Here is a 23,766-nt window from a genome sequence, read left to right on the forward strand (position 1 = left end):
AATACCAGCTCTTTTTTAGAATTGCTTTTATTGCCAGCCACCCCCTAGGTCGCGGTAAATATTGACTACTGCATTCAACTGTTCTTTTTTGGTTTCTACTAATTCCAGTTTTGATTCTAATGCATCTCTCTGGGTCATTAAAACTTCGAAGTAATCAGCCCGTGCAGATTTGAATAGGTCATTGGCTATATCTATAGAATTAGTGAGCGTATTCACTTCTTTGGACTTCAGATCATAGCTCTTTCCGAGATTGTCTATATTCGAAAGCTGGGTGGAAACTTCGAGATAGGCATTTAAGATACTCCGCTCATAGTTATACATCGCTTGCAATTGGCGCGCATTGGCATTGTTAAACTCCGCCTTGATCGCACTCTTGTTGATAAGCGGTCCTGCCAGGTCGCCGGCTAGAGAATACAACAAAGACTCGGGTAACTTTACCAGGTAGGTTGGCTTAAACGCCTGGAAGCCTAAGGCGGCTGAAATCCCAAAGGAGGGATAAAATTCTGCCCTGGCAACTTGTACATCCAGCTTGGCTGCGGCTAAATCCAATTCTGCCTGTTTAATATCTGGCCGGTTAGACAGCAATTGAGAAGGAATCCCGGACTTCACCGTCGCAGGAATCAAACCCATAAAGCTGCTTTGATCTCTTGGTATTGCCTGGGGATACCGGGCCAGCAGGAAGTTGATTCTGTTCTCGGTTTCCTTGATCCTTTGAAGGATGTCAAACTCCATTGCCTGGGTTTTCAGCACTTCAGCCTGGAACTTTTGAACGGCTAGTTCGGTAGCCCTGGTAGCCTCTTTCTGGATCTTTACGATCTCCAGTGCATTCTTTTGGAGCTCAATGGTTTGTCGAACAATCTCCAGCTGATTATCCAGGGCCATCAATTCGTAATAGGAATTGGCAACCTCGGCTACCAGGTTGGTGATCACAAAGTTTTTGCCTTCAACAGTTGATAAATACCGGCTTATTGCAGCTTTCTTGGCGTTGTGCAGCTTTTTCCAGATATCCACCTCCCAGTTCGCATAGGCTGCAGCGGTAACGTCCGTCAAAGGATCAGGCATTTCCTTTCCGGGCTTGATTTCCGTAGTGGCGTCGCCTGCACCCTGGCTGGTATATCTACCTACCTTTTCAACACCAATCCCAAGCTTGGCACCAACCGATGGAAGGATTGCCCCCTGCCTGAAACGGATATCATTCCTTGCAATTTCAATTTCCTGCAAAGTGATCATCAGTTCCTGGTTATTTTTTAAGGCTGTGTCGATCAGGTTGACGAGGTTTTTATCAGTGAAAAAGTTTCGCCATTGGATCGCAGACATATTGGTGGTATCCCGGCCATTGTCGAAGGATACGGGAACTGATTTGTTTTCGGCCCGTTGCATGATGGCAGGGACCTTACAACTGGCCATAGCTATGCTTACGCCCAGCATACTAAGACATATATATCGCTTGAGTTTAAACATAGACCTCAATTTTTTCTGTGTGATGCTTAATTTTTTCAGTATGATGATCAATTTCTTCTGTTAATGGATTTTCGTCTTCATCTTTAACAAGGATGTGCCTTTCTGAAATTTTGCCGAATATGTAGTACAATCCGGGTATGATCAGAACACCGAAAACAGTTCCGAAAAGCATACCTCCGGCAGCAGCAGAACCAATTGTCCGGTTCCCAATGGCACCCGGGCCAGAGGCAAAAACTAATGGGATCAATCCTGCAATAAAGGCAAACGAGGTCATCAGGATCGGACGGAATCTTACTGCTGAACCCTCAATTGCCGCCTTGAATACCGAATCTCCTGATCGGTGTTTCTGAACGGCAAACTCCACGATCAATACGGCATTCTTACCCAGCAGACCAATCAACATCACCATAGAAACCTGTGCATAGATGTTGTTCTCCAATCCTAATAATTTCAGGAGGAAGAAAGCTCCGAAAATACCAGCAGGAAGGGAAAGAATTACCGGGAAAGGCAGCAGGAAGCTTTCGTACTGGGCAGCCAGCAGGAGGTAAACGAAGGCCAAACAGATAAGGAAGATGTAAACGGCTTCATTGCCACGGGCCACCTCATCGGCAGATATACCGGCCCAATCTATACCGAATCCTCTGGGCAGTTTGTTTTTAGCCACTTCAGCAACCGCATTGATAGCCGAACCGCTACTGTATCCTGGTGCTGCCGCGCCACTGATCTCCGATGCATTGTACATATTGTGCCGCGTGATCTCTGATAAGCCATACACCTTTTCCATTTTCATGAAAGCGGAAAAGGGCACCATTTCATCGCGGTCGTTCTTCACATAGAGCTTCAGGATATCCTCAGGCAGTTGGCGGTATTGAGGATGGGCCTGCACCATTACCTTGTACTGGCGTCCATATTTGATAAAGCTAGTCTCGTAGTTACTACCGATAAGCGTAGAAAGCGTATTCATCGCATTCTCTATGGTCACCCCTTTTTGCTGGGCGATGTCGTTGTCTATGCGCAGCATAAACTGCGGATAGCTGGCACTGTAGAAGGTAAATACAGATGACAGTTCAGGGCGTTTACTTAGTTCCTGTACAAAGTCATTGCTCACTGTTTCCATCTTCTTGTAGTCACCGCTACCAGCCTTGTCCAGCAAGCGCAATTCGAAACCACCTGCCGCACCATAACCAGGCACTGCCGGTGGCTGGAAGAATTCGATCGTTGCCCCAGTGATGTCTTTTGATTTCTCTTCCAGTTCTTTGATCACTTCCTGGACAGAATGTTTCCGGTTTTCCCAGCCTTTCAGGTTGATCAGGCAGGTTCCTGAGTTGGCTCCTGTTCCTTCGGTCAATATCTCGTAACCAGCAAGGGAAGAAACGGATTGTACGTCTTCCATGTCTTCAGCTATCTTCTGTAGTTTCTCAGCTACCTGGTTGGTCCTTTCCAATGATGAACCCGGAGGAGTTTGAATAACGGCATAGAACATGCCCTGGTCTTCATTCGGGATAAAGCCCGAAGGAAGGTTGTTGCTCAGCAGCCAGGTGCCGCCGCAGAATGCGATCAGCATACCGAAAGTGATCACCCTCCTGTTCACAATGGCACGCAGCACCTTCTGGTACCTTCCTGTGAGCCTGTTGAACCAATTATTAAACCCGTCAAGCATCCTATTCAGTACGGTCTTCTTTCTAGGCTTTCCGTGGTTATTCTTCAGCATGATGGCGCAAAGAGCCGGTGTTAGGGTCAGCGCCACAACCCCTGAAAGGATAATTGCAGTAGCCATGGTGATAGAGAACTGACGGTAGAAGATACCCACAGGACCTGACATGAAGGCAACGGGGATGAATACCGATGCCATGACAAAGGTGATGGCGATGATGGCCCCACTGATCTCATGCATGGCTTCTTCCGTGGCCTTCAAGGGCGAAAGGTGCTTGGCTTCCATCTTGGCATGCACGGCCTCTATCACAACGATGGCGTTGTCCACTACAATACCAATCGCCAGCACCAGGGCGAATAACGTAATGAGGTTGAGCGTGATGCCAAAGAATTGCATGAACATGAACGTACCGACCAGTGATACCGGTACGGCAATGGCGGGGATCAGGGTAGAGCGCCAGTCACCAAGGAAGATGAATACCACCAGGCCTACCAGTATGAAGGCTTCCACCAGTGTATGTATTACCTTTTCAATGGAAGCATCGAGGAACTTGGAAACGTCATAACTGATCTCATAGTCCAAACCTTTGGGAAAGGAAGTGGCCTTGATCTCTTTCAGCTTGGCCTTTACATCCTCAATTACCTGGCTGGCATTACTACCATAGGATTGCTTCAATACAATGGCAGCAGAAGGCTTGCCGTTGAGGGTGGAATAAATGTCGTACATGGAGCTTCCGAACTCTACATCCGCAACATCTTTCAGGCGCAGTATCTCACCATTGGGGCTGGATCTCAGGATGATGTTTCCATATTCTTCCTTCGTACTGTACCTTCCGGGATATTTCAATACATATTCAAATGCCTGCGACCGCTTACCGGAGCTTTCACCAGTTTTTCCGGGTGAGGCTTCCAGGCTTTGCTCATCCAGTGCTTTCATCACTTCATCGGCAGATATCTTATAGGCCAGCATGCGGTCGGGCTTCAACCAGATACGCATGGCATATTCCCGGTTACCAAGGATATCGGCAACACCAACCCCATTCACCCTTTTCAGCTCTGATAAGATATTGATATCAGCGAAGTTGAAGAGGAACTTCTGATCCATGTGGGAATCATTACTGTATAGGTTGATGTACATGAGCATGTTGGATTCCTCGCGGGTAATCTTTACACCCTCACGTACCACTAGGGGCGGCAGTTTATTGACCACCGAAGCAACCCGGTTCTGCACGTTTACCGCCGCCAGGTTAGGGTCGGTGCCCAGGTTAAATACTACCTGAATGGTAGCTTCACCATCATTACCGGCATCGGAGGCCATGTATTTCATTCCGGGTATTCCATTGATCGCCCTTTCGAGGGGAATGAGTACCGCCTTGGTCATTAACTCGCCGTTTGCGCCGGGGTATTCTGCTGTGACATTCACCTTGGGCGGTGAAATGGAAGGGAATTGGGTTACCGGTAATTTGGTAATGGCCAGGATTCCCATGAAGACAATAATGAGCGATATTACTATCGACAGGACAGGCCTGTGTATAAACTTATTAAACATTGGTTTACGCTTTTAGAGATTGAACCACTATTCTGCATATAATTTCAGGCGGGCAATAACATCCTTAGGTGCAACAAATTCAGATTCGATCTTGTCATTGTCTTTCACCTTCTGTACGCCCTCCAGCAGTATCTTATCGTTTTCTGAAAGGCCGCTTTCTACCACATACAAATCAGGCATTTCATTGCTGATGGTAATGTTTCTCGATCTTACCACATTGTTTTTGTCAACGACAAAAACATATTTCTTTTCCTGTATCTCGTAGGTCGCTTTCTGTGGGATAATCAATGCATTGCGGAGTGGAACAGTCATTTGAACCTTACCTGTCTCACCATGCTTCAATAATTTGTCGGGATTCGGGAACTTTGCCCTGAACGCTATATTTCCTGTCTCACTGTCAAACTCGCTTTCAATGGTTTCCACAACTCCTTTATAAGGCAAAAGCTGGCTGTTTGCTAAAACCAGGTTTACCTTGTTATTTACGCTTGCTTTAGCGTCGGTCTTATAATTAAGATACTCCGGCTCAGATACATTAAAATAGGCGAACATCTGGCTGTTATCTGAGAGACTGGTTAACAATTCTCCTTCATCAATAAGACTTCCCAATTTTAATGGGATACGGTCGATGGTGCCATCAAATGGAGCCCTGATCTCGGTAAACGACAGGTGGAGTTTGGCTAGTGCTACTTCTGCATTTGCCTGGTCCAATTTTGCCTGCGCCATTGCCAGCTCGTTTTTGGAGACCACGTTTTTATCGGCCAGCGTTTTTGTATTTTGTAACTCAATTGATGTTGCTTTGGCTTCCGCCTCCGCTTTCAGGAGTTCAGCCTCGTAAATCTTCGGCATGATCCTGAACAAGACCTGGCCGGCTTTTACAAACTGGCCTTCATCAACATAAATATTTTGCAGGTAGCCCTTTTCCTGCGCCCTGATCTCGATGTTCCGTATAGACCTTATCTGCGAAACATACTCCTTGGCAAAAGAAGTATCGACTTTTAAGGGAGCGGTAACCGCATACTTACCGGCTTCCTCCTTTACTTGTTTTTCAGACGTACAGCTTGTATGGCACAAAATGGCACACAAGCCCATAAGCATAACAATTCTGTTCATGGTATTAAGTGAAATATTAAACGATGGGATAATCAGGAATCGAAGATTCCCCGGAATGTAAAAGCCTTCAGTCAGCGTAGTGATCTCTGAATCGATCTGCAGGAGTTAAATGTCAACTACATCTACCAGGCATGTATCAAACACACCTTTGGCAACTGAAGAAAGTAAAGTTTTGATATAGTCTAAATTCTTAAGACTCTTTGTACAATGTACTTATGAGAGTTTATAGTGGATAGATGCTCACAAATAGGAAGAGTATCTTCAGAGCTGTGGTAGGAGTAATTTAAAATAAATGCGTAAGAAAAGGCTAAAAACGTCTTGGCCAGTAAAATACGCTTCTTGAAGAGATTTTCGTCACCTTCATCATCGTCACTGAAAAGATCAACGCTTTCATCGACTAAGTCGACAATCGTGGTTACAAAGTATTCCTGGTTTGTAGTTAGCTGCTCCGCCTGTTGCCCTTTTCCAATACTTTGAGCAGGTGAATAGAAAACTTTGTAGGCATGAGCAGTCGCCTGAGCATTTTCATGCCCACCCAACAAGAGGAAAAACAGGCTCAATAAATAAATACCTACAAGTCTCATTTAGGGAGCAAAAATAACGGATCAGCTCAAAGAGCCGAAATTCTCATCTTAAATCTTCGTGAAAATCATCTTAAGAATCGTTACAATGTCATTCCGCCGTCGAAAACAAATCCTGAACTTCCTGAGAATCACTACAAACCGTTTGGTGTGCACCCTTCTTAATCTGGATATATGGCTGAGACTTCTATTCGGTTGTTATCAGGATCAAGAGTTTCAAACTCATAATACCCATCCCCTGTTTTTCTTGGACCACTTAGAATTGGGTAACCGTCAGCACGCAATTGGTCAGCCTTTTGATCGACCTCTCGGATACTATCAACACCAAATGCTATATGGATAATTCCTTTATACTGTGCCTGTATTGTATCATTCTGGTTGGCAGGTATACTTTTCATTGACATTAGTTCCAGTCTTGCTCCTGATTGGAATCTAAGAAAGTAGCTCTGAAATCCTTTTTTTTCATTAGTATACTTGGCGTTAGGTATTCCTCCAAAATAACGCTGATAATATGCTTTCAGTGCCTCTAAATCATCTGTCCAAATAGCAACATGTTCAAGTTTCATGATTCCTGAATAAATAATATGATTTTACCGAAGATCCAATTGGCACACGGTTCTCGCAGCTTTGAGAAGGCAGGGAAGCCTGGGATACTATTCCTGAACTTATGCATTGCTGCTGAATAGTTGTTTGCCGTTTAAAGATAGTGCTGAAACCCTGTTTTGTCAAAGCTGCTATGTTAGCCGCATTATTTCAACAATTCTTTAAATGCCATTGGGCTAATTGCCACTCAATATCTTCTTCCATTCGGTAATCAAAGCCTCGGGGTGAGCTATTGTTTTCAATAATATTCTGTAGCTCTTGATTGGCAACTTCTGGCTCAAACACTCGCCAAATAAGTTCTCTTGTCTTGTTCCAGGTTATCCTTGCTAAGAACAAAGCATTAGGTTTTTCTGGATTTGCACCTTTTATCAGTGTATCCAATTTTTCTCCGAATGGATCAACGACTTCTCTTTCGGCACCAGAAGGCATTCCATTTTCAATCAATTCATCAAAATCTATTAATATGGAAAGATGCCAGGCAAAAACTTCCTTTGGTTCAAAGTTTCTTAATGATAAATTAATTACTCCAACTCCAGGCAATCCGTCCTGAATAAACTCAATAATGGAATATTTCTCTTTTGGAATAACTACTCGGAATTGTTTCATAAAGTTCTGACTAACCTTTCTCGCAGCTTTGTTAAGGCAGGGTAGTCTGGGTTACTGCACTTTACCTATGCACTGCTGCTGATTAGTATTTTACAGGTCTAAGATAGCACTGAAGCTCTGCTTTGGCAAAACTGGTATGTTGCCTGCTGGCGCTCATGTACCTACAGCAACATACCATCGGTAATAAAAATATTACCTGGTTTTTGTTATTGGGGTAATATTTTTATTACCTTTATAGCCTAAACTTCATTAACACATGACAGCATCATTCCTTATCAGCTATCTTGAAAGAGCTGGCTGGCAGCAAGTTCGTCAACAAGGCATCCACCGCATTCTTTCCCATCCCAGCCATCCGAACCTTCTTTCAATCCCCGACTTAGGAGAACAAGCCTTAAAACCAAGCCTCGTGAATGACATTTGCCGGGAAGCAGGGCTGAAAGGCAGAGTGCATAAAGAACAATTTAGCCCAAGAGGAATTGTAACCATGGTTAGGAATGTTTTAGGGCTATCCCGGTAATTGCAAAAATGTTTCATATGCAAGCGTCAACAATCCTGCCTGTGCGCATTGATTGGGAGGAACATAAGTTTGGAGCACAGGTGAAAGCTCCTGGTTTTTTACTCACCACACAAGGCGAGACAGTACCGGGTGTGCTGGAGAACTTACGTAATCTACTCGCAGATTATCTGGCGCATGAGGGTAAAAGCAATCCAGAGTGGCAAAACATAAAAGCTGAAGAGATTAGGTTCGAATGTGAATATGACTTGGCGGCTTTTTTTGAACACTTCAAAGAGTTGAAAATATCAGCCATTGCGGCTCGGGCAGGTATCAACCCTAATCTTTTGCAGCAGTACGTTTCAGGCAACAAGCGAGCTTCGGAAAGTCAAGCAAAAAAGATTCAGGCAGCCGTTCACCTCTTAGCCAATGAACTAAAACAGATTGCTTTAAGCTAAGGGACGGGCGTGATTATATCAGGAGTAAGGTTAATGATAGTTGAGGTTTACGCTTGCAGGCAACAGTAGATAAATTTACGAACCAACCTCATCTAGGCAAGTGTATTTTTCATAGCTCTATAACGAGCTGATTTGCATAGTCTTCCATAAACTTCTTCATTCACTTTTTTTTACCCAGTCTGCATGAGCCCATCTGTAGTGCTTAACTGAAAACAACAAAAACGAACTAAATTCTATCCCTTAACGCTCTAAATCTGCAATACTTCTAAGCCTCCCGGCTCCTTTCTAGAAACATCCACCACCTCAAGCCCCACTGCCTCTTCTTTCTGCCACCATACCTTCCAATCCCCCCTCTGCTCACAACCATTCACCCCACCAACAATCCCAATGAATAATTCCCCCTTCACCACCCTTACATCCGCCATCTCCCTTCTGCCTGTGCTCATCATCCCTCTGACTGCCAGCTGCTTCCTCAGCCACTGCTTGTCCCCCTGCATCCTCATATACAACCGGATGCCCGCCTGGTAGACATGCTTCCGCTTCTTCCTCGGCAATGTCTTTCGGAAGGCCTTCTTCCTTTCAGGATCACTGATGATCCACCTTGCATACACCACCGCCTCTTTGAACAGATTCCTGCATTCCCTTTGCTGTTCAGAAGCTATAATCCCACTCATATCCGGGTAGCGGGTCACGATGATCCTTTTCTTCCACTTCTTTTTCTTGTTGCCCCTGTAGTGTTTCACCACAAAGCACTTCCCAATCGAGCCCCTGATGATACCCAGCAGCAGCCGGGACATCACTTTGCCAACTACTACTACTAGGCGGGTCCTGTTGTCAATGTAAAGCTGTTTCATCTTTTTCATTTACTCCCTAAAGCTAGGGCTGCCCATCCACCCCTCCAACCCCTCTGGCCGTTTTGGCAGCAAATGGCAGGAAATGACCGCTTTTGTCCGCTTCCCCTTCAGCTTTCCAGCAGGGATCCTTCGTACCTCAAGTATACCTGAAGCATACCATCAGTATACCTAGAGTATGACAACAGTATGCCCCCTTCGTTCCTAAACCTCAAAAAAGCATCTTTTCTTCCCCTTTCTCAATCTCCAATAAAACCCGGACTCCTCCATCAAAAAATCCTATTCCTCCCTTTCTAATCGTGCAAATCCGCGGTTCATCTTTCGTTGCTCAGCCCTACCTGAGCCCTACTGAATCCATAGCTAAGCCTAGGAAAAGCCTAGAAAACCACTTTTACACCACATTATCCTAATATCCCAATATCCCTCCCCTCATTTTACATTTTAGATTCTACATTTTACATTTCCTCCCAATCCCTGAAATCCTCCCAAATCCAGGTTCAGACATTCGCCATTCATTTTTCACATTTGCTTTTCTTTCTATCGCTTACTTTTGGAAGATCGTAATCTTTTATGAAGAAATTTATCTATATTCTGGTAGGGGTGCTCGGATTTGCACAGATTGGCCTTGCCCAAAACAAAAAAATTGTTGCCGATAAAATCATAGGTATTGTAGGCGACCGCATTATCCTGCAATCTGACATAAAAAATGCCATCTCCGACATGCAGCGCCAGGGAGGCAACGTTCCTGAAAATGCAGAATGCATGCTCCTCGAACAAGCCCTGATCTCCAAGGTCATGATGCTCCAGGCCGAAAAAGACTCCCTCCCGGTTTCTGAAGAAGAAGTGGAAGCAGACCTCGACCTCAGGGTTCGTGAGTTCATCCGCATGTACGGTACCCAGCAGGCGCTGGAGGAAGTTGCAGGAAAAACCATCTACCAGATCAAAGACGATGCGCGCGAATCTGTTAAAGAACGTAAACTCGCAGAAGCAATGCAGCGCAAGATCATGGAAGGTGTGAAGATCACCCCCACAGAAGTAAAAGCTTATTTCGATCGCATACCCAAAGACAGTCTGCCTTTTTACGAATCTGAATACGAGATCGGCCAGATCGTTGCCTATCCGAAAGCTTCCCGCGACATGGAAAAGTACGTGATCGACGAACTGAACAACTATAAAAAACAGGTTGATTCAAGACTCACCACCTTCGACCAGCTGGCAAAACGCTACTCAGAAGATCCGGGTTCAAAAGATAGAGGCGGTCAGTACCAGATCAACCGCAACGAAAAATCCTGGGATCCGGCTTTTATGGCAGGTGCCTTCAGGTTAAAGAATGGTGAAATTTCACCCGTTATCAAAACGAAGTTTGGCTACCACCTTATTCAAATGGTAGAACGCAATGGAGATGAAGCCATCGTCCGCCATATTCTTCGCATTCCCCCGGTAACCGATATCGAGGTGGCGGAAGCTACTTCCAAACTGGATTCTGTTCGGGCTAAACTGATTGCCGGTACTATAGACTTTCCGGTAGCCGCTGGTAAATACAGCGAAGACGAAGCAGCTAAATATGCCGGACCTTTTATCTCCGGCCGCTCCGGCTCCAGCTTTGTTACCATCGACGAATTGGATAAAGAATTGGTTGCCTCTCTTGATAAACTGAAAATTGGCGAGTTCTCCCAACCTTTAACTTTCACCGACGATCGCGGGAAAAAAGGTGTGCGCATTCTCTACTTGAAGTCCAGGACCCAGCCTCACCGCATGAACGTTAAAGATGATTATGATAAAATTGCACAACTAGCGCTGGAAGAAAAGAAATATGCAGCAATGGAAAAATGGATGAACACACGCATCCCATCTTATCATATCATGATCGATTCACCCAATGCTGTATGTCCTCAATTACAAAAGTGGACATCTACTCCTAAACCAACAGCCAGCAATCAATAAAAACACAACGAATTCAACCTTCAAAAGCCTGCTCACCAAATGCAGGCTTTTTTATTTCTACCCTATTCGTCATTCAAACCACTCGTCCCAACCTAAGTATTTCCCCGTATTAGAAACAAATACATCAATATTTTCTTTTAATTGTGTAAGCCGCTTTTTAATTTCGGCTTCCCTTTGACGATATATGACCGAACCCCTCAATAACATTAAGATGTAATCCGATGCTATCCTGTGCAACCTCTGCTCTTGAAATTGATGCTGAGAAGGTTAATTACCTTTCCTCATTTCATCAATTGCCCCTGTCCTGTTGGTTGGTCAGCCAAAAGGATTTAAAAATATTGGCCGCTAATCCTATGGCGGCAGCAGTTTACCAATACAGCGAAGCAGATTGGAACGGTCTCAATTTCATCAACCTTTTCGCATCAGTTACCCACGATCAGTTGCTCGTCTTCTTACAACAACCTTCCGAAAACGGTCAGATTTTCTTTATGCACAAAAAGGGAGGGGAGAAGCTCCTGGCAAAACTGTATGTATCCCAAAAGATCTACCAGGAACAACGGGTTTGGCAAATCACTGCAGTCAACGCTTCCACAACAAGCATTTCGTTACAAAAAGACATGACAAACAGTATAGACCTGTACAAACTCTATATGCAAAGCCCGGAATGCACCTGGTGTTATGAGCTTGAAATCCCGCTACCTGTTAAAAGCAATACCGCAGAATTGGTAAGCCATTTAGAAAAGTACGCCTATCTTATAGAATGTAACTACAATACGGCCCATCTGCTGGGGAAAAACTCACTATCTGAAATCATTGGTTTGCGACTCAACAGGGTCTTGGACTTTACACGGCCTGAAGTATCCGAAATATTCAGATCATTTGCTCAGAACAATTACCGGCTAAGCAACGTAGAGTTGGATATAAAAGATCTGAACAACAATAATATAAACATTTCCAGCAACTTCTTTGGCGTCATTGAAGATGGTGCGCTGGTTAGAATCTGGGGCATCAACCTCAATATTACGGAAAGGAAAGAGGCCGAAAAGAAAATAAGACTGCTCGCCTGTCTGGTCGAAGAAACTTTCGACGTATTATCCGCAATGGACCTGGATTGGAAACTTGTATCCTGGAACAAAGGCGCTGAGAAATTATTTAAAATTACCAGTAAAGAGATCATAGGTAAAAACATCCGCGAGTTCATTCCGGACTTTATCTATCGCAATACTTGCCGTGACGAAGTCCGCAGGATCTTAAATGAAACAGGCTTCTGGCAAGGTGAAATGTCATTCACCCGTCCCGCAGATAAAAAGCTGATCACCCTTCAGGCCCATTTCAAACAATTAACTGACGAAAACGGCTCGTGCGCAGGCTACGTTTTTTCAGCTACAGATATTACAGAAAAAAAGGAATCGGAGCTGCAATTAAGGGAAACAGAAAACAGGTTTGTCGAAATTGCTGATTTCGCCCCTGTGATCATTTGGATGACGGATCATCAAAACAAACTTACTTATGTAAACAAAGCCTGGCTACAATTCACGGGAATTTCATTGAAGGAAATGAAAGAGATAGGTTGGCACAACTTTATCCATCCTGATGACCTTGAAGCAGTAAAGCACATTTATGCAAAGAACATTCAAACGATTCAGCCCATAAATGCCGTCTACAGGCTTATGCATCATAGCGGTGAGTACCGCTGGATCATGGACAAGGCTAAGCCAAGGATATTACAGGATGGCACGTTCATGGGTTATATTGGTTCAATTGTCGACATCCACGATCAAAAGATTAAAGAAGACCAGCTGCGTTACCAGGCCACTATGTTGGAGCATATCTCCGACGTGATCATCACTACCAACCTCGATCACCAGGTGTTATCATGGAATAATGTGGCAGAAGAGGTCATCGGGATCAAATCAGACGGCGTCAAAAGCAAATTGCTATACCAGTTTGTAAATTTTGATTCCGGGAAAACACACCTGCAGGTACTGGCAGAACTTTCAACCTCAGGCACTTGGAAAGGAGAAGTCTCTGTTACTAATCAATACAATGGTAATAAGAGACATTTCTTTTTCACAATGTCTTACCTCACAAACAATGACGGGAAAAAAATCGCTATTATGAGCGTAGGCCGAGATATTACAGAGCGGAAAAAGGCAAGTGAGAAATTGATACAGAGTGAACAGTTTTACCGCAACCTGATTGCAGATTCTGCCAACGGCGTACTGATTACAGACGTCAATGGCACGCTTAAATTCGCTTCTAATGCTGTCCACAGCATTTTGGGATATGACAGCGAAGAAGTCTTGGGAGTCAACTGTTTTGCTTTTATCCACCCTGAGGATACAGCCCTGGCCCAGGAATCTTTTCAGCGCGAAGTAAAAGAGAACCCTATCGTTAAGTCTATCGAGATCCGTTTGAAAAAACGCAACGGAGAATGGCTATGGTGTCTTGTGCGCGGGCACAACCAGTTGCAGAACTCTTATGTTAAGGGCATCGTCATTTATTTCCACGATAATACAGCCAATAAAAAAGCTAGTGACGCATTGGTAGAGAGCGAACACCGCTTTCGTACGCTGATACGCGATATACAGGTAGGCGTGGTGCAGCTGGATGCAAGATCCCACGTCCTCCTGAGCAATAGAGCCATTCACGAAATGTTCCTCGTAACAGAAAATGAGATCCTGGGTAAAAGCATTTATTCCTTTGCAGGTGATGTTATTGATGAAAAAGGAGAACAGTTTGCTTTCGAGGATTGTCCCGTGTACAAAGCTACACATCATAAAACCCAGGTCAACGACGTGGTTATGGGCATTCTAAGGCCTAAGAGTGGAGATAGGATATGGGTCATGATGAACGCAGATCCCATCCTCGACGAGGCAGGTAACCTCTTGCAGGTGATATGCTCCATTAAAGACATCGGTGAGCGGAAAAAACTGGAAAACAAATTAATTGCAGAACAAATAAGCCACCAGAAGCAACTGACAAAGGCAACCATCGACGGTCAGGAAAGAGAACGCAGGGAAATCGGCAAAGAATTGCACGACAACTTCGGCCAGCAATTAACAACGATAAAACTCTTCCTGGACATGGCCAAAAGCACGGCCGATGACAATACCAACGAAATGATCAGCCTGGCACTAAAGGGCGTTTCTGACGTTATCAATGGTATGCGCCAGATGTCTCGCAACATCATGCCGCCAACCCTTGGCGACCTTGGCCTGATTGATTCCGTCTTCGACCTCATCGAAAGCATCAACCGCACACAGGCCATTAATATAGAATTCGACTTCTTCGAATTCCAGGAAATCTACCTGTCAGATAGCAAACAATTAATGACCTTCCGGATCATTCAGGAACAGCTGAACAACATTATCAAGCACGCCCAGGCAGAGAACGTAACCATCAAATTGTACAACAACGAATTCGAAACCTTCCTCGAAATCATAGACGACGGCAAAGGTTTCGACATCAACACCGTTAAAAAAGGTCTGGGCCTCGCCAACATAAGGAACCGTGCAGAGATCTTCAGCGGCACAGCCACCATCACCTCCTCCCCAGGTAATGGCTGCCATGTCATAGTCTATGTACCCAACAAACAAGAACAGGTCCAATAAAAAATCATTTCCCTTCCCTTTCCTGGTGTATGGGAAGGGAAATGATTCCACCACACCCATATGCCATCGACCTGCCAACCATTGTCCACCCCCTTACCACTCCAATTCAACTCCTCCTCCATTCTTCATTCCAATCATTCAGTTAAAACCTTCAACCAACAGTTCATCCTATCACAGAGTAGTTTAACTTTGCGACTTCTCAAAAATTCTCATGAGCGACGCGATAAAACACGAATGCGGTCTGGCATTCATCAGGCTAAGAAAATCTCTTTCCTACTATCAGCAGAAATACCAAACAGTATTGTGGGGTCTCAACAAGATGTACCTGCTGATGGAAAAGCAGCACAACCGCGGCCAGGATGGCGCCGGTCTTGCCTCAGTCAAGCTAAACGTAGAACCCGGTTACCCCTTCCTTAACCGTATTCGTAGTAATCACCCGCAGCCCATTGCAGATATTTTCCGCCAGATTGGGCAGGAATACGCAGAGCTTCAAAAGTATAATAACGATATAGGTAAACATCCTGGCTTGTTGAAAGGCCACTTGTCTCATTTAGGCGAACTGCTGCTCGGCCACCTGCGCTACGGCACCCAGGGAAAGAACAGCGTTGAATTCTGCCACCCATTCATCAAACGCAACACCATCCCTGCCCGCAACCTCGCACTGGCTGGAAACTTCAACCTGATCAATACCGAAGAACTTTTCCAGTCCATAGGTATGGAACCCGGCGACTTCCAGCGCCAGAGCGACCTCGCAGCCTTGATGGAAGTTATCTACCACTTCCTGGTAAAAGCCGATGAACTATCTCCCGGCAAAATGGACATTGTTACCGCCCTGAAAAGAGCACTGCCTATGTTCGACGGCGGTTTCCACGTGGGCGGCATCGTCGGTAATGGCATTGGCTTTGTGTTTCGTGATGCGCACGGTATCCGCCCTTCTTATTATTATATAAACGATGAAGTGATTGTGGCTGCCTCCGAAAGAGCTGCCATCCGCACCACTTTCAACGTAGGCGAAAATGAAGTACAAGAACTGATGCCCGGCCAGGCATTGATTGTATATGAAGATGGTTCTTTCCAGATAGAGCAGGTGCTGGAACCCAAAGAGCGCCGCGCGTGCAGCTTTGAACGCATCTATTTCTCCCGCGGTAGCGACGAAAAGATCTACCGCGAACGCAGTGCCCTCGGATATCACCTGAGCAAACCGGTACTGGAAGCAATTGACTACGACCTGAGAAACACGATCTTCTCATTCATCCCCAACACTGCCGAAGTCGCTTTCTATGGATTGATCAAAGGCTGCGAAGACTACCTGAACAAGATCAAAATAGAACGCATTCTGGCTTGGAATGGCAATGTCGATGCGGAAAAGTTATCAGAAATGATCAACCGTAAGATCCGTATGGAAAAGATCGCCATCAAGGACGTCAAGATGCGCACCTTCATCACCGAAGACGTAAGCCGTTCTGAAATGGTGCAGCACGTATACGACATCACCTACGGTACCGTTCGCAAAGACCTCGACACTTTGGTAGTCATTGACGACTCCATTGTCCGTGGTACTACGCTCAAAGAAAGTATCGTGCGCATGCTCAGCCGCCTGTCGCCCAAACGTATTATCATTGTTTCCTCTGCGCCCCAGATCCGCTATCCAGACTGCTACGGAATCGACATGAGCAAACTGGGTGATTTTATTGCATTCAACGCCGCTGTGGAACTCCTGAAGGAAAGAGGTAAAGAGGATACGCTGAAGGAACTCTACGATCAGTGTCTCCACCTTCTCCACAAAAATGAATTACATACGGTAAACGTGGTAAAGCAGGTCTATAAGAGCTTCACCAACGAGGAGATCACCAAAAAGATCGCAGAACTGATTGTTCCGGCAGACGTAGACCTCCCGGTTGATGTCATTTACCAGGGCATAGAAACCCTGCACATGGCCTGCCCTAACAACCTCGGCGACTGGTATTTCACCGGAAACTATCCGACTCCCGGTGGCAATCGCGTAGTCAACAAAGCCTTCATGAACTACATGGAAGGCCGTAACGTTAGAGGTTACTAAACCAATACAGCTCAAGGCTCATAACAGCCTTCTAATAAATAAAAGAGCACTCAAACAATTCGGGTGATGAGATCGAAGGAGAACCCCTCCCCAAGATCTCATCACCCGGTATTGTTTATAACCCGGAATTACCTATTCTCCTGTTCATCATACACTTTAAACACACATCCTCCCACACCGCTCCCTCTCAGCATTAACAGCAACTGTCCCTCCTCCTCTTTGAAATTCATCAATTTCCACTTAAGTTTAAAGTATGAAAACACTCCTCTTAGTAAGACACGCCAAAAGCAATTGGAACGATCCCGGTATAGACGACATTGATCGTCCACTCAACGACCGCGGAAAAGCAGATGCCCCAATCATGGCTAAACGCTTAAAAAATAAAGGCATCAAAATCGACACCTTTATCTCCAGCCCTGCCAAACGCGCCCAGCGCACAGCCCGTTTCTTCGCCGAAGAATACGGCTTAGATAAAAAGGATATTGTTATTGCAGATAAACTTTACATGGCTACCCCCTCCGCTTTTACAGAAGCCATCAGGGACATTAAAAACAAGCATGACGTAGCCATACTGTTCTCCCACAATCCCGGCATCACGGAGTTTGCCAACACTCTCTCGCAGGTCCGCATCGACGACATGCCTACCTGTTCCATCTTTGCAGTAACAGCAAATACCGACACCTGGGCCGACTTCGAACAAAGCGAAAAGAGCTTTCTATTCTTCGATTACCCCAAAAACCCCATGGAAGCATAACGAATCAACTGGCATAGAGCAAGCACCAATTACCAGCAACCAATGGTCCATTCACCATTGACTATACACTGCTACCTATTTCCGATTTACCAAATATACCCCGCTGAAAATCAACGCTGCAGCTAACAGCTTTTGAACGGTTAGTACTTCGGACAAAACAATCATGGAAATGAGCACGGCAAAAAACGGTTGTGTGTAAATGTAAGTCCCGGTAACCCCGGCCCCAAGATGCTGCAGCCCATAAGCTGTAAAATAATAGGCCAGGAAAGTACCTGTAAAAACAATAGCGAATAGTGAAAGAAAATGTGTGGCATTGAATTGGCCCCATGGAATCTCACTGGCCTCATGCCAGCCGAAAGGCAGGATCATCAAAAAGCCAAACACAAATACCCAACGGATAACGTGCAGGGGTGAATACGCGCGCATTAACGGCTTTACCAGTATAAAATAAGCGCCATACGATATCGAATTGATCAAGATCAATAGATCACCAAGCAAATAATTCGAAGCATGTTGGCTGCTCTCCTTAGTAGCAACCAGCAACGCTGCTCCTGATATGCCCAGCAGCAATCCCGCGCCTTTAGCCAGGTTCAGCCGCTCCTTCAATGCCCAAAAAGCAATAACAGTAATCACCAGGGGTGTTGCAAGCACGAGCAGAGAGGCATGGATGGTAGAAGTGAGTGTAATACCTTTAATAAAAAGTGTTTGGTTGATGGCCACTCCTGTAAGTCCGCACAACAGAAATCGCCCGATATGCTGCTTTTGTATGCGGGCTGAGGTCTTACTCATTAACCACATGATCCAAAACAGGATAAGGCTTCCCCCCACCCTTGCCACGTTAAGAGCATAAGGTCTGATGAGTGCGGGAGAAATATATTTGATGAAAGTATAGTTTGCCGCAAAAAAGAAATTAGTCCCTAAAACCGCCAGGTGTGCTTTTGTAGTCGTTTTCACAATGAGGCGCAAAGCTAATGCAGAATCAGGAGTTAAATGACCACTTTTGACCTGTCTTGTCCACCCCGACTACATACATCCTCGTTGCTGAAGCATACTTGGAGTATGGATACTCCCTACCTACTCCATATCTAAGCCGTACTTAAGCCGTACCATAGCCGTACTTAAGGCTAGGCTACTTCGACCATCCTTCGACCATCCTTCGATCATCCTTCGACTATCTTTCGACCATCTTTCGACCATCTTTCGACTATGCTTCGATCTGAATGGAGCAACTGCTCATAAAGAAGGGGAAAACAACCTACAGGCAGAACGCCCTAAAAAGCTCTGAACGGAGTCAATGGAGCTGGTCCTAAAGATACAAAACCAACCCCCATCCTCCAAGTTTTGCCCCCCCAACTTCAAACTTCAAACTCCAAACTTCCAACTCCATACCTCAATACCCCATTCGTCATTCCCCAGGCTCCTAATTGCTGTCATTTATCCTTCCCATATCTCCAATAATATTCTCAAACTTATCCTGATCCCAATCAAATACACAAGTTTGGTAAGGAAATGAAGATGCCAATGAAAGGGCCGCTTGCAGATTGAATGTATCCTGCGGAATACATAACGCCAGGTGTTGCTCCATCAGGTGCCGCGCAAGGTATTCCTGCTCAGTCTGACCAGGAGTCGGAATTAGAATACTTTTCTTCCTGACTGCCATCAGGTCCATAACCGTACTATACCCACACCTGCTAATCACCATTGATGCTTGCAATAAAGCATCTTTCATTTGATCGGCAGGCAGATGGTTCTTAATCACCACATGAGGAGCAGCTACCGGAATCCTGTCCTCTCCTGGTACCCCCCGCACCATCAACACATTACCAACTATTCCTTCAAGTTGCGATAAAATGTTTTGCTCCAGTATACTACGCTGAGGCTCTGGTCCGGATAAAAGAATCAATAAATGCTGCCCAGCCTCAATAGAGTTATCATGATGAAACCTGGATAAAGGACCAATGTACTTTACTCTAATCCGTGGTAGCAAAGAAGGATGTGCCAGTTCCCCTGCCAGGTAAGGAGGTTGCTCTTGGTCAGGAACCCAGCATTCATCAAACTTGTTGATTAATCGATAATTGATCCTTTGAAGCATTTGCTCCATCCACCTGTAAGGAGCCCTGATTAATAATTGGTGGGTGATGAAAATCGAATAAGCATCAGGATGATAGAGACCGTAGCGGTTATCAGAGATCACCATATCAAAATGGTACTTCTTCATGGCATCATCCAACCAATGATGCTCATACCGGATGGCCTTCAGGATCTTTGGAACCTGCTGAAGCATAGTAAATAACAATCCCTTCTTTGTCCTGGCATAATAAACATCATATCCCTTTAGTGAAAGGAAATGCAGATTCGGAAACTCCTGCAAAAGCAGTGTTTTGATCCGTCCATCACCCGCCAGGTAAACTTCATGGCCATCCTTGAGCAGTCTGTCAATCAAGGGTATACAGCGGGTAGCATGCCCTAACCCCCAATCAAGTGGGGCCAGCAAAATCCGTTTTATTTGCTTAGAACAAATATTTGTATTATTTTTTGCAGAGCACACCAATTCGCTTGCTTTTTACGTTTATTTTTAATTAAATTACTATTATTAAAATGAGAAAAAACTTTTTCTGTATGGCACTGTTCTTGACAATGGTATTTATGGTAACCGGTTGTCAGAAAAACTTCTACTCCGGTACTGGTAAAGGGAATAATTGTGGATGTCCCAGCAAAAAAGGAATGGTAGGATATTAAAAGTAATGTTATATGAAAAACCATAATCGGGACCTTTTACTATTGTATAAGTCCATAGTCAATCAGGAGGCGCTTGAAAAAGCTGTTGAATGTCTTCATAAAATTTTACTAAGAGTAGAGTCTAATGAGGTTTTCTGCTCTTCCCACGAATTAGTAAAACGTACATTCATTACCCGTGAACAGAAAGCAATTCTAAAGGCTGTTACATTAACAGATTTAAAGCCTTTCTACTTTCTGATCAACAAAAATTAATGGCAACAGTCAATTGCACCCTTCAAATAGCCATCATTACCTCTTCCTTCTAACTTATTTGAAACTTTACATCACAATTTCAATTCGCTAAGCAATACCTCCTTGCTGCATAGCAGAGCTGTGTAAATTGCCCTCCTCTAATTTGTTTAATTACTTTAGACTGTTTTAGTCTTATACTTATCGTTTAACTTCTTCCCTTCAGCACAATAACTGACCACCTTAGCAATGCGTTCATTCCTGGTCTTTTCCTGTTTGGCTGTGGTTACCAGTTCAACAAACTCTTTCTTGTACCCATAACTCAGGGCATCAAAAAAGGCTTTCGCCTTCTCGTTTTCTAATAAAGCTTCCAGCAATTCAGAAGGTACATCTACGGTCTTGTCTTTGACTTCCCTCTTAAAACCCTTTTGGTTGACCGCAATTGATTCTTTTATATACTCAGCCAGCGCCAATTCATCTATTTGGCTTTCATCCGTATATTTAATACTTCTGCTAAATTCATTATCAACGCAATGATTGAATAGATTTTTTCCATCACTCATTGCCGACCCATTAAAGAAGGTAAACTTTACATGTTTTTGACCAGCCCCATAGCCGCAAATCATTCCATTACTATTATAATTAGGCCCCCACTTCCAGTCTTCCACAATGGAGGGATTCGCGCTTAATATGATATCCCTCAATCTATTACATATATTTTGGGACCAGGTGGGAAGCGTTTCTATATAGTTCGTAACCTGCTCTTTTGCGTCCTTTTTGGGAGCTGCCATTGCTACTTTTTAAGCGGCAAAATAGGGAAAAAATGAGTATTTATTTCGGTTTTTCGTGCTAAAAATATTAGTTTTACAACTTCAAAAAAATAAGAATGAAAGTGGCTGAAAAGCTTAATTTTAAATACTCATTCTTCTAACATTTTCAATTAACAAACATGTCAAATAGCGAAAAACTAAAAGCACTTAAGCTTACCATGGACAAAATCGAAAAGGACTTTGGTAAGGGCAGTGTAATGATGATGAACGAAAAAGGCGAACAGCAAATGGAAGTAGTATCCACCGGTTCTATAGGCCTGGACTCTGCCTTGGGCGTTGGTGGTTTGCCTAGAGGCCGTATTGTAGAAATATACGGTCCTGAAAGCTCTGGTAAAACCACTGTGGCTACCCACGTAATTGCTGAAGCTCAAAAGAAAGGCGGCATGTGCGCCATTATTGACGCCGAGCATGCCTTTGATAGTGCATATGCACAAAAGCTGGGTGTAGACGTAGACAACCTCCTCATCTCTCAACCCGACTATGGCGAGCAGGCTCTTGAAATTGCTGACCGCCTGATCCTGTCTGGAGCATTGGATGTTGTGGTAATCGACTCTGTGGCTGCTTTAGTACCTAAAGGTGAGTTAGAAGGTGAAATGGGTGATTCTAAAATGGGATTGCAAGCTCGTTTGATGTCACAGGCTTTGCGCAAGCTGACTGCAACGATCAGTAAAACCAATACCATTTGTATTTTCATCAACCAATTGCGTGAAAAGATCGGTGTAATGTTCGGTAACCCTGAAACTACAACCGGTGGTAACGCCCTGAAATTCTATGCTTCTGTGCGCCTGGACATCCGCCGTATGAGCCAAATCAAAGATGGCGATGAAGCTGTGGGCAACCGTGTAAAAGTAAAAGTGGTAAAAAACAAAGTGGCGCCTCCTTTCCGCTCAGCCGAATTCGATATCATTTTTGGTGAAGGTATTTCCAAGATTGGCGAAATACTGGATACTGGTGTTGAATTGGGTATTGTACAAAAAAGCGGAAGCTGGTTTAGCTACAACTCTGATAAACTTGGGCAAGGGCGCGAAGCTGTTAAATCTTTGCTTCAGGATAATCCAGCCTTGTCTGATGAGATCGAAGGAAAAATCAGAGAGAAGATCAAAGAATTGCAAGGAGCATAAGTTTCAACAATGCTCAATAGCATAATTAGTTAGGTAACATATAAGAACAGACTAGATCCCGTCCTCAACAGACGGGATTTTTTTATTACTGAGGGCCATGCAATTTATAAACTACCCTGATTATCTGACTGTTATACATCAATTAAACCATAGGCTTAAAAAAATATTGTCTCATTTAAACCAATTGCACTCCTAACAGTCTAATAAGATATGCCGATCCGTACCAATCTCACAAAAGGCATTAGATTATAAAAGAGCTTCTTTCGCTTTAAAAGTAAAAGAGGCCCTTTTATTGAGGCCTCTTTTTGTTTTAAATGGCTAATCATAGGTAAAAAGAATGGTTTCGAAAGGAATTGGATACTATATTTCTACATATTAACAAGCGAGTACGGTGTAGGGGTGGTTTTTCAGAAATATGCTTGATAAGTTAGCTTTTAAATCTGCGTATATTTTTCTACAAATACTTTGCCATATATGTAATCTCTTGATTTTTATTCTGGCTAATAATTTTCTGTTTGCCAGAGCACTATAAACCCATCATTAAATCATCCTGAAGTATTCTAAATTCCTGAATTCCAATCCTAATAGTTTTCTATATTCACCATTTTATAATAGGAATATGGAAGAAACTAGAAAATTAAGTGTTGCCAAAAGAATTGCTCTGGTGGCGCACGATCATAAAAAGAAAGAACTGATTGAATGGGCAGAGTATAATAGGAACATGTTGGCCAGCCATAAGTTGTTTGCAACAGGTACAACTGGCAAACTACTGCAAGAAAAATTAAACCTACCAGTTACAAAATTATTTAGTGGTCCACTTGGTGGCGACCAGCAGATAGGTGCGATGATAGCAGAAGGAGAGATTGATCTTATTGTGTTTTTCTGGGATCCCATGGAAGCACAACCCCATGACAGTGATGTAAAAGCCTTGTTGCGGCTGGCAGTAGCCTGGAACATCCTGATGGCTTGCAACCGCACTACAGCAGACTATATATTAAAGTCATCCTTAATGGATGAAGACTACACTATAACAATTCCTGATTACAGCTCTTACCTAACAAGACCAGTGTGATAGGAAGGAGAATGACGAGCAAATGAATGATTTGAATGGA

Annotated in this window: 18 protein-coding genes; 8 read left to right on the forward strand and 10 right to left on the reverse strand. The window is 44.2% G+C overall.

Going from position 1 to position 23,766, the window contains the following annotated elements; all coding sequences use genetic code 11:
• Window positions 1-27: 27 nt before the first annotated feature.
• The 6 genes from OCK74_RS16445 to OCK74_RS16470 all read right to left on the reverse strand — a co-directional run bounded on the left by OCK74_RS16445 (window position 28) and on the right by OCK74_RS16470 (window position 7,563).
• Window positions 28-1,461: a TolC family protein gene (locus tag OCK74_RS16445; protein WP_279298150.1), complete on the reverse strand. Its 1,434-nt coding sequence runs from the start codon at window positions 1,459-1,461 to the stop codon at window positions 28-30.
• Window positions 1,454-4,663, reverse strand: coding sequence for an efflux RND transporter permease subunit (locus OCK74_RS16450; RefSeq protein ID WP_279298151.1), 3,210 nt, complete (start codon window positions 4,661-4,663; stop codon window positions 1,454-1,456). Before OCK74_RS16450 ends, OCK74_RS16445 begins: the two co-directional genes overlap by 8 nt.
• 27 nt (window positions 4,664-4,690) lie before the next feature.
• Window positions 4,691-5,773, reverse strand: coding sequence for an efflux RND transporter periplasmic adaptor subunit (locus OCK74_RS16455; protein ID WP_279298152.1), 1,083 nt, complete (start codon window positions 5,771-5,773; stop codon window positions 4,691-4,693).
• Between the two features lie 182 nt (window positions 5,774-5,955).
• Window positions 5,956-6,357: a hypothetical protein gene (locus OCK74_RS16460; RefSeq protein WP_279298153.1), complete on the reverse strand. Its 402-nt coding sequence runs from the start codon at window positions 6,355-6,357 to the stop codon at window positions 5,956-5,958.
• Window positions 6,358-6,515: 158 nt separating this feature from the next.
• The gene (locus tag OCK74_RS16465; RefSeq protein WP_279298154.1) at window positions 6,516-6,920 is read right to left on the reverse strand and encodes a VOC family protein; all 405 of its coding nucleotides are present in this window, start codon (window positions 6,918-6,920) and stop codon (window positions 6,516-6,518) included.
• A 187-nt stretch (window positions 6,921-7,107) separates the two neighbouring features.
• Window positions 7,108-7,563, reverse strand: coding sequence for a DUF695 domain-containing protein (locus OCK74_RS16470; protein ID WP_279298155.1), 456 nt, complete (start codon window positions 7,561-7,563; stop codon window positions 7,108-7,110).
• A 256-nt stretch (window positions 7,564-7,819) separates the two neighbouring features.
• Here OCK74_RS16470 and OCK74_RS16475 point away from each other — a divergent pair, with 256 nt between their 5' ends.
• Both OCK74_RS16475 and OCK74_RS16480 read left to right on the forward strand, forming a co-directional pair.
• Window positions 7,820-8,080 carry a type II toxin-antitoxin system HicA family toxin gene (locus tag OCK74_RS16475; RefSeq protein WP_279298156.1) on the forward strand — a complete coding sequence of 87 codons (261 nt, stop codon included), beginning with the start codon at window positions 7,820-7,822 and terminating at the stop codon, window positions 8,078-8,080.
• A 17-nt stretch (window positions 8,081-8,097) separates the two neighbouring features.
• Window positions 8,098-8,514, forward strand: coding sequence for a hypothetical protein (locus tag OCK74_RS16480; RefSeq protein ID WP_279298157.1), 417 nt, complete (start codon window positions 8,098-8,100; stop codon window positions 8,512-8,514).
• 248 nt (window positions 8,515-8,762) lie between these two features.
• On the opposite strand, the gene OCK74_RS16485 is transcribed toward OCK74_RS16480, so the two are convergent.
• On the reverse strand, window positions 8,763-9,368 hold the full coding sequence (locus OCK74_RS16485; protein WP_279298158.1) for a hypothetical protein: 606 nt from the start codon (window positions 9,366-9,368) through the stop codon (window positions 8,763-8,765).
• A 567-nt stretch (window positions 9,369-9,935) separates the two neighbouring features.
• On the opposite strand from OCK74_RS16485, the gene OCK74_RS16490 reads away from it, so the two are divergent.
• The 4 genes from OCK74_RS16490 to OCK74_RS16505 all read left to right on the forward strand — a co-directional run bounded on the left by OCK74_RS16490 (window position 9,936) and on the right by OCK74_RS16505 (window position 17,736).
• Window positions 9,936-11,309, forward strand: a complete 1,374-nt coding sequence (locus OCK74_RS16490) for a peptidylprolyl isomerase (RefSeq protein WP_279298159.1) — start codon at window positions 9,936-9,938, stop codon at window positions 11,307-11,309.
• A 221-nt stretch (window positions 11,310-11,530) separates the two neighbouring features.
• Complete coding sequence (locus OCK74_RS16495; protein WP_279298160.1) at window positions 11,531-14,923, forward strand: PAS domain S-box protein; 3,393 nt, start codon at window positions 11,531-11,533, stop codon at window positions 14,921-14,923.
• A gap of 211 nt (window positions 14,924-15,134) precedes the next feature.
• Complete coding sequence (locus OCK74_RS16500) at window positions 15,135-16,982, forward strand: amidophosphoribosyltransferase (RefSeq protein WP_279298161.1); 1,848 nt, start codon at window positions 15,135-15,137, stop codon at window positions 16,980-16,982.
• Between the two features lie 253 nt (window positions 16,983-17,235).
• Window positions 17,236-17,736 carry a SixA phosphatase family protein gene (locus OCK74_RS16505; RefSeq protein WP_279298162.1) on the forward strand — a complete coding sequence of 167 codons (501 nt, stop codon included), beginning with the start codon at window positions 17,236-17,238 and terminating at the stop codon, window positions 17,734-17,736.
• 75 nt (window positions 17,737-17,811) lie between these two features.
• On the opposite strand, the gene OCK74_RS16510 is transcribed toward OCK74_RS16505, so the two are convergent.
• From OCK74_RS16510 to OCK74_RS16520, 3 genes are all read right to left on the reverse strand, one after another.
• The gene (locus OCK74_RS16510; RefSeq protein WP_279298163.1) at window positions 17,812-18,690 is read right to left on the reverse strand and encodes a DMT family transporter; all 879 of its coding nucleotides are present in this window, start codon (window positions 18,688-18,690) and stop codon (window positions 17,812-17,814) included.
• Window positions 18,691-19,156: 466 nt separating this feature from the next.
• Window positions 19,157-20,230: a glycosyltransferase gene (locus OCK74_RS16515; protein WP_279298164.1), complete on the reverse strand. Its 1,074-nt coding sequence runs from the start codon at window positions 20,228-20,230 to the stop codon at window positions 19,157-19,159.
• Between the two features lie 652 nt (window positions 20,231-20,882).
• Window positions 20,883-21,494 (reverse strand): YdeI/OmpD-associated family protein, encoded by a 612-nt coding sequence (locus OCK74_RS16520; RefSeq protein WP_279298165.1) that lies wholly within the window; start codon window positions 21,492-21,494, stop codon window positions 20,883-20,885.
• A gap of 158 nt (window positions 21,495-21,652) precedes the next feature.
• Here OCK74_RS16520 and recA point away from each other — a divergent pair, with 158 nt between their 5' ends.
• Together recA and OCK74_RS16530 are read left to right on the forward strand one after the other, a co-directional pair.
• The gene (gene recA, locus OCK74_RS16525) at window positions 21,653-22,654 is read left to right on the forward strand and encodes a recombinase RecA (RefSeq protein ID WP_279298166.1); all 1,002 of its coding nucleotides are present in this window, start codon (window positions 21,653-21,655) and stop codon (window positions 22,652-22,654) included.
• A 619-nt stretch (window positions 22,655-23,273) separates the two neighbouring features.
• Window positions 23,274-23,726 (forward strand): methylglyoxal synthase, encoded by a 453-nt coding sequence (locus tag OCK74_RS16530; protein ID WP_279298167.1) that lies wholly within the window; start codon window positions 23,274-23,276, stop codon window positions 23,724-23,726.
• Window positions 23,727-23,766: the final 40 nt, after the last annotated feature.

The organism is Paraflavisolibacter caeni (assembly GCF_025628885.1).
Lineage (GTDB): Bacteria > Bacteroidota > Bacteroidia > Chitinophagales > Chitinophagaceae > Flavisolibacter > Flavisolibacter caeni.

Coding starts and splice junctions, on each gene's coding strand:
- OCK74_RS16470 (WP_279298155.1), bottom strand. CDS start 7,563: ATGAAACAATTCCGAGTAGTTATTCCAAAAGAGAAATATTCCATTATT.
- OCK74_RS16505 (WP_279298162.1), top strand. CDS start 17,236: ATGAAAACACTCCTCTTAGTAAGACACGCCAAAAGCAATTGGAACGAT.
- OCK74_RS16530 (WP_279298167.1), top strand. CDS start 23,274: ATGGAAGAAACTAGAAAATTAAGTGTTGCCAAAAGAATTGCTCTGGTG.
- OCK74_RS16465 (WP_279298154.1), bottom strand. CDS start 6,920: ATGAAACTTGAACATGTTGCTATTTGGACAGATGATTTAGAGGCACTG.
- OCK74_RS16445 (WP_279298150.1), bottom strand. CDS start 1,461: ATGTTTAAACTCAAGCGATATATATGTCTTAGTATGCTGGGCGTAAGC.
- OCK74_RS16480 (WP_279298157.1), top strand. CDS start 8,098: ATGCAAGCGTCAACAATCCTGCCTGTGCGCATTGATTGGGAGGAACAT.
- OCK74_RS16475 (WP_279298156.1), top strand. CDS start 7,820: ATGACAGCATCATTCCTTATCAGCTATCTTGAAAGAGCTGGCTGGCAG.
- OCK74_RS16455 (WP_279298152.1), bottom strand. CDS start 5,773: ATGAACAGAATTGTTATGCTTATGGGCTTGTGTGCCATTTTGTGCCAT.
- OCK74_RS16500 (WP_279298161.1), top strand. CDS start 15,135: ATGAGCGACGCGATAAAACACGAATGCGGTCTGGCATTCATCAGGCTA.
- OCK74_RS16490 (WP_279298159.1), top strand. CDS start 9,936: ATGAAGAAATTTATCTATATTCTGGTAGGGGTGCTCGGATTTGCACAG.
- OCK74_RS16450 (WP_279298151.1), bottom strand. CDS start 4,663: ATGTTTAATAAGTTTATACACAGGCCTGTCCTGTCGATAGTAATATCG.
- OCK74_RS16485 (WP_279298158.1), bottom strand. CDS start 9,368: ATGAAACAGCTTTACATTGACAACAGGACCCGCCTAGTAGTAGTAGTT.
- OCK74_RS16520 (WP_279298165.1), bottom strand. CDS start 21,494: ATGGCAGCTCCCAAAAAGGACGCAAAAGAGCAGGTTACGAACTATATA.
- OCK74_RS16460 (WP_279298153.1), bottom strand. CDS start 6,357: ATGAGACTTGTAGGTATTTATTTATTGAGCCTGTTTTTCCTCTTGTTG.
- OCK74_RS16495 (WP_279298160.1), top strand. CDS start 11,531: ATGCTATCCTGTGCAACCTCTGCTCTTGAAATTGATGCTGAGAAGGTT.
- recA (WP_279298166.1), top strand. CDS start 21,653: ATGTCAAATAGCGAAAAACTAAAAGCACTTAAGCTTACCATGGACAAA.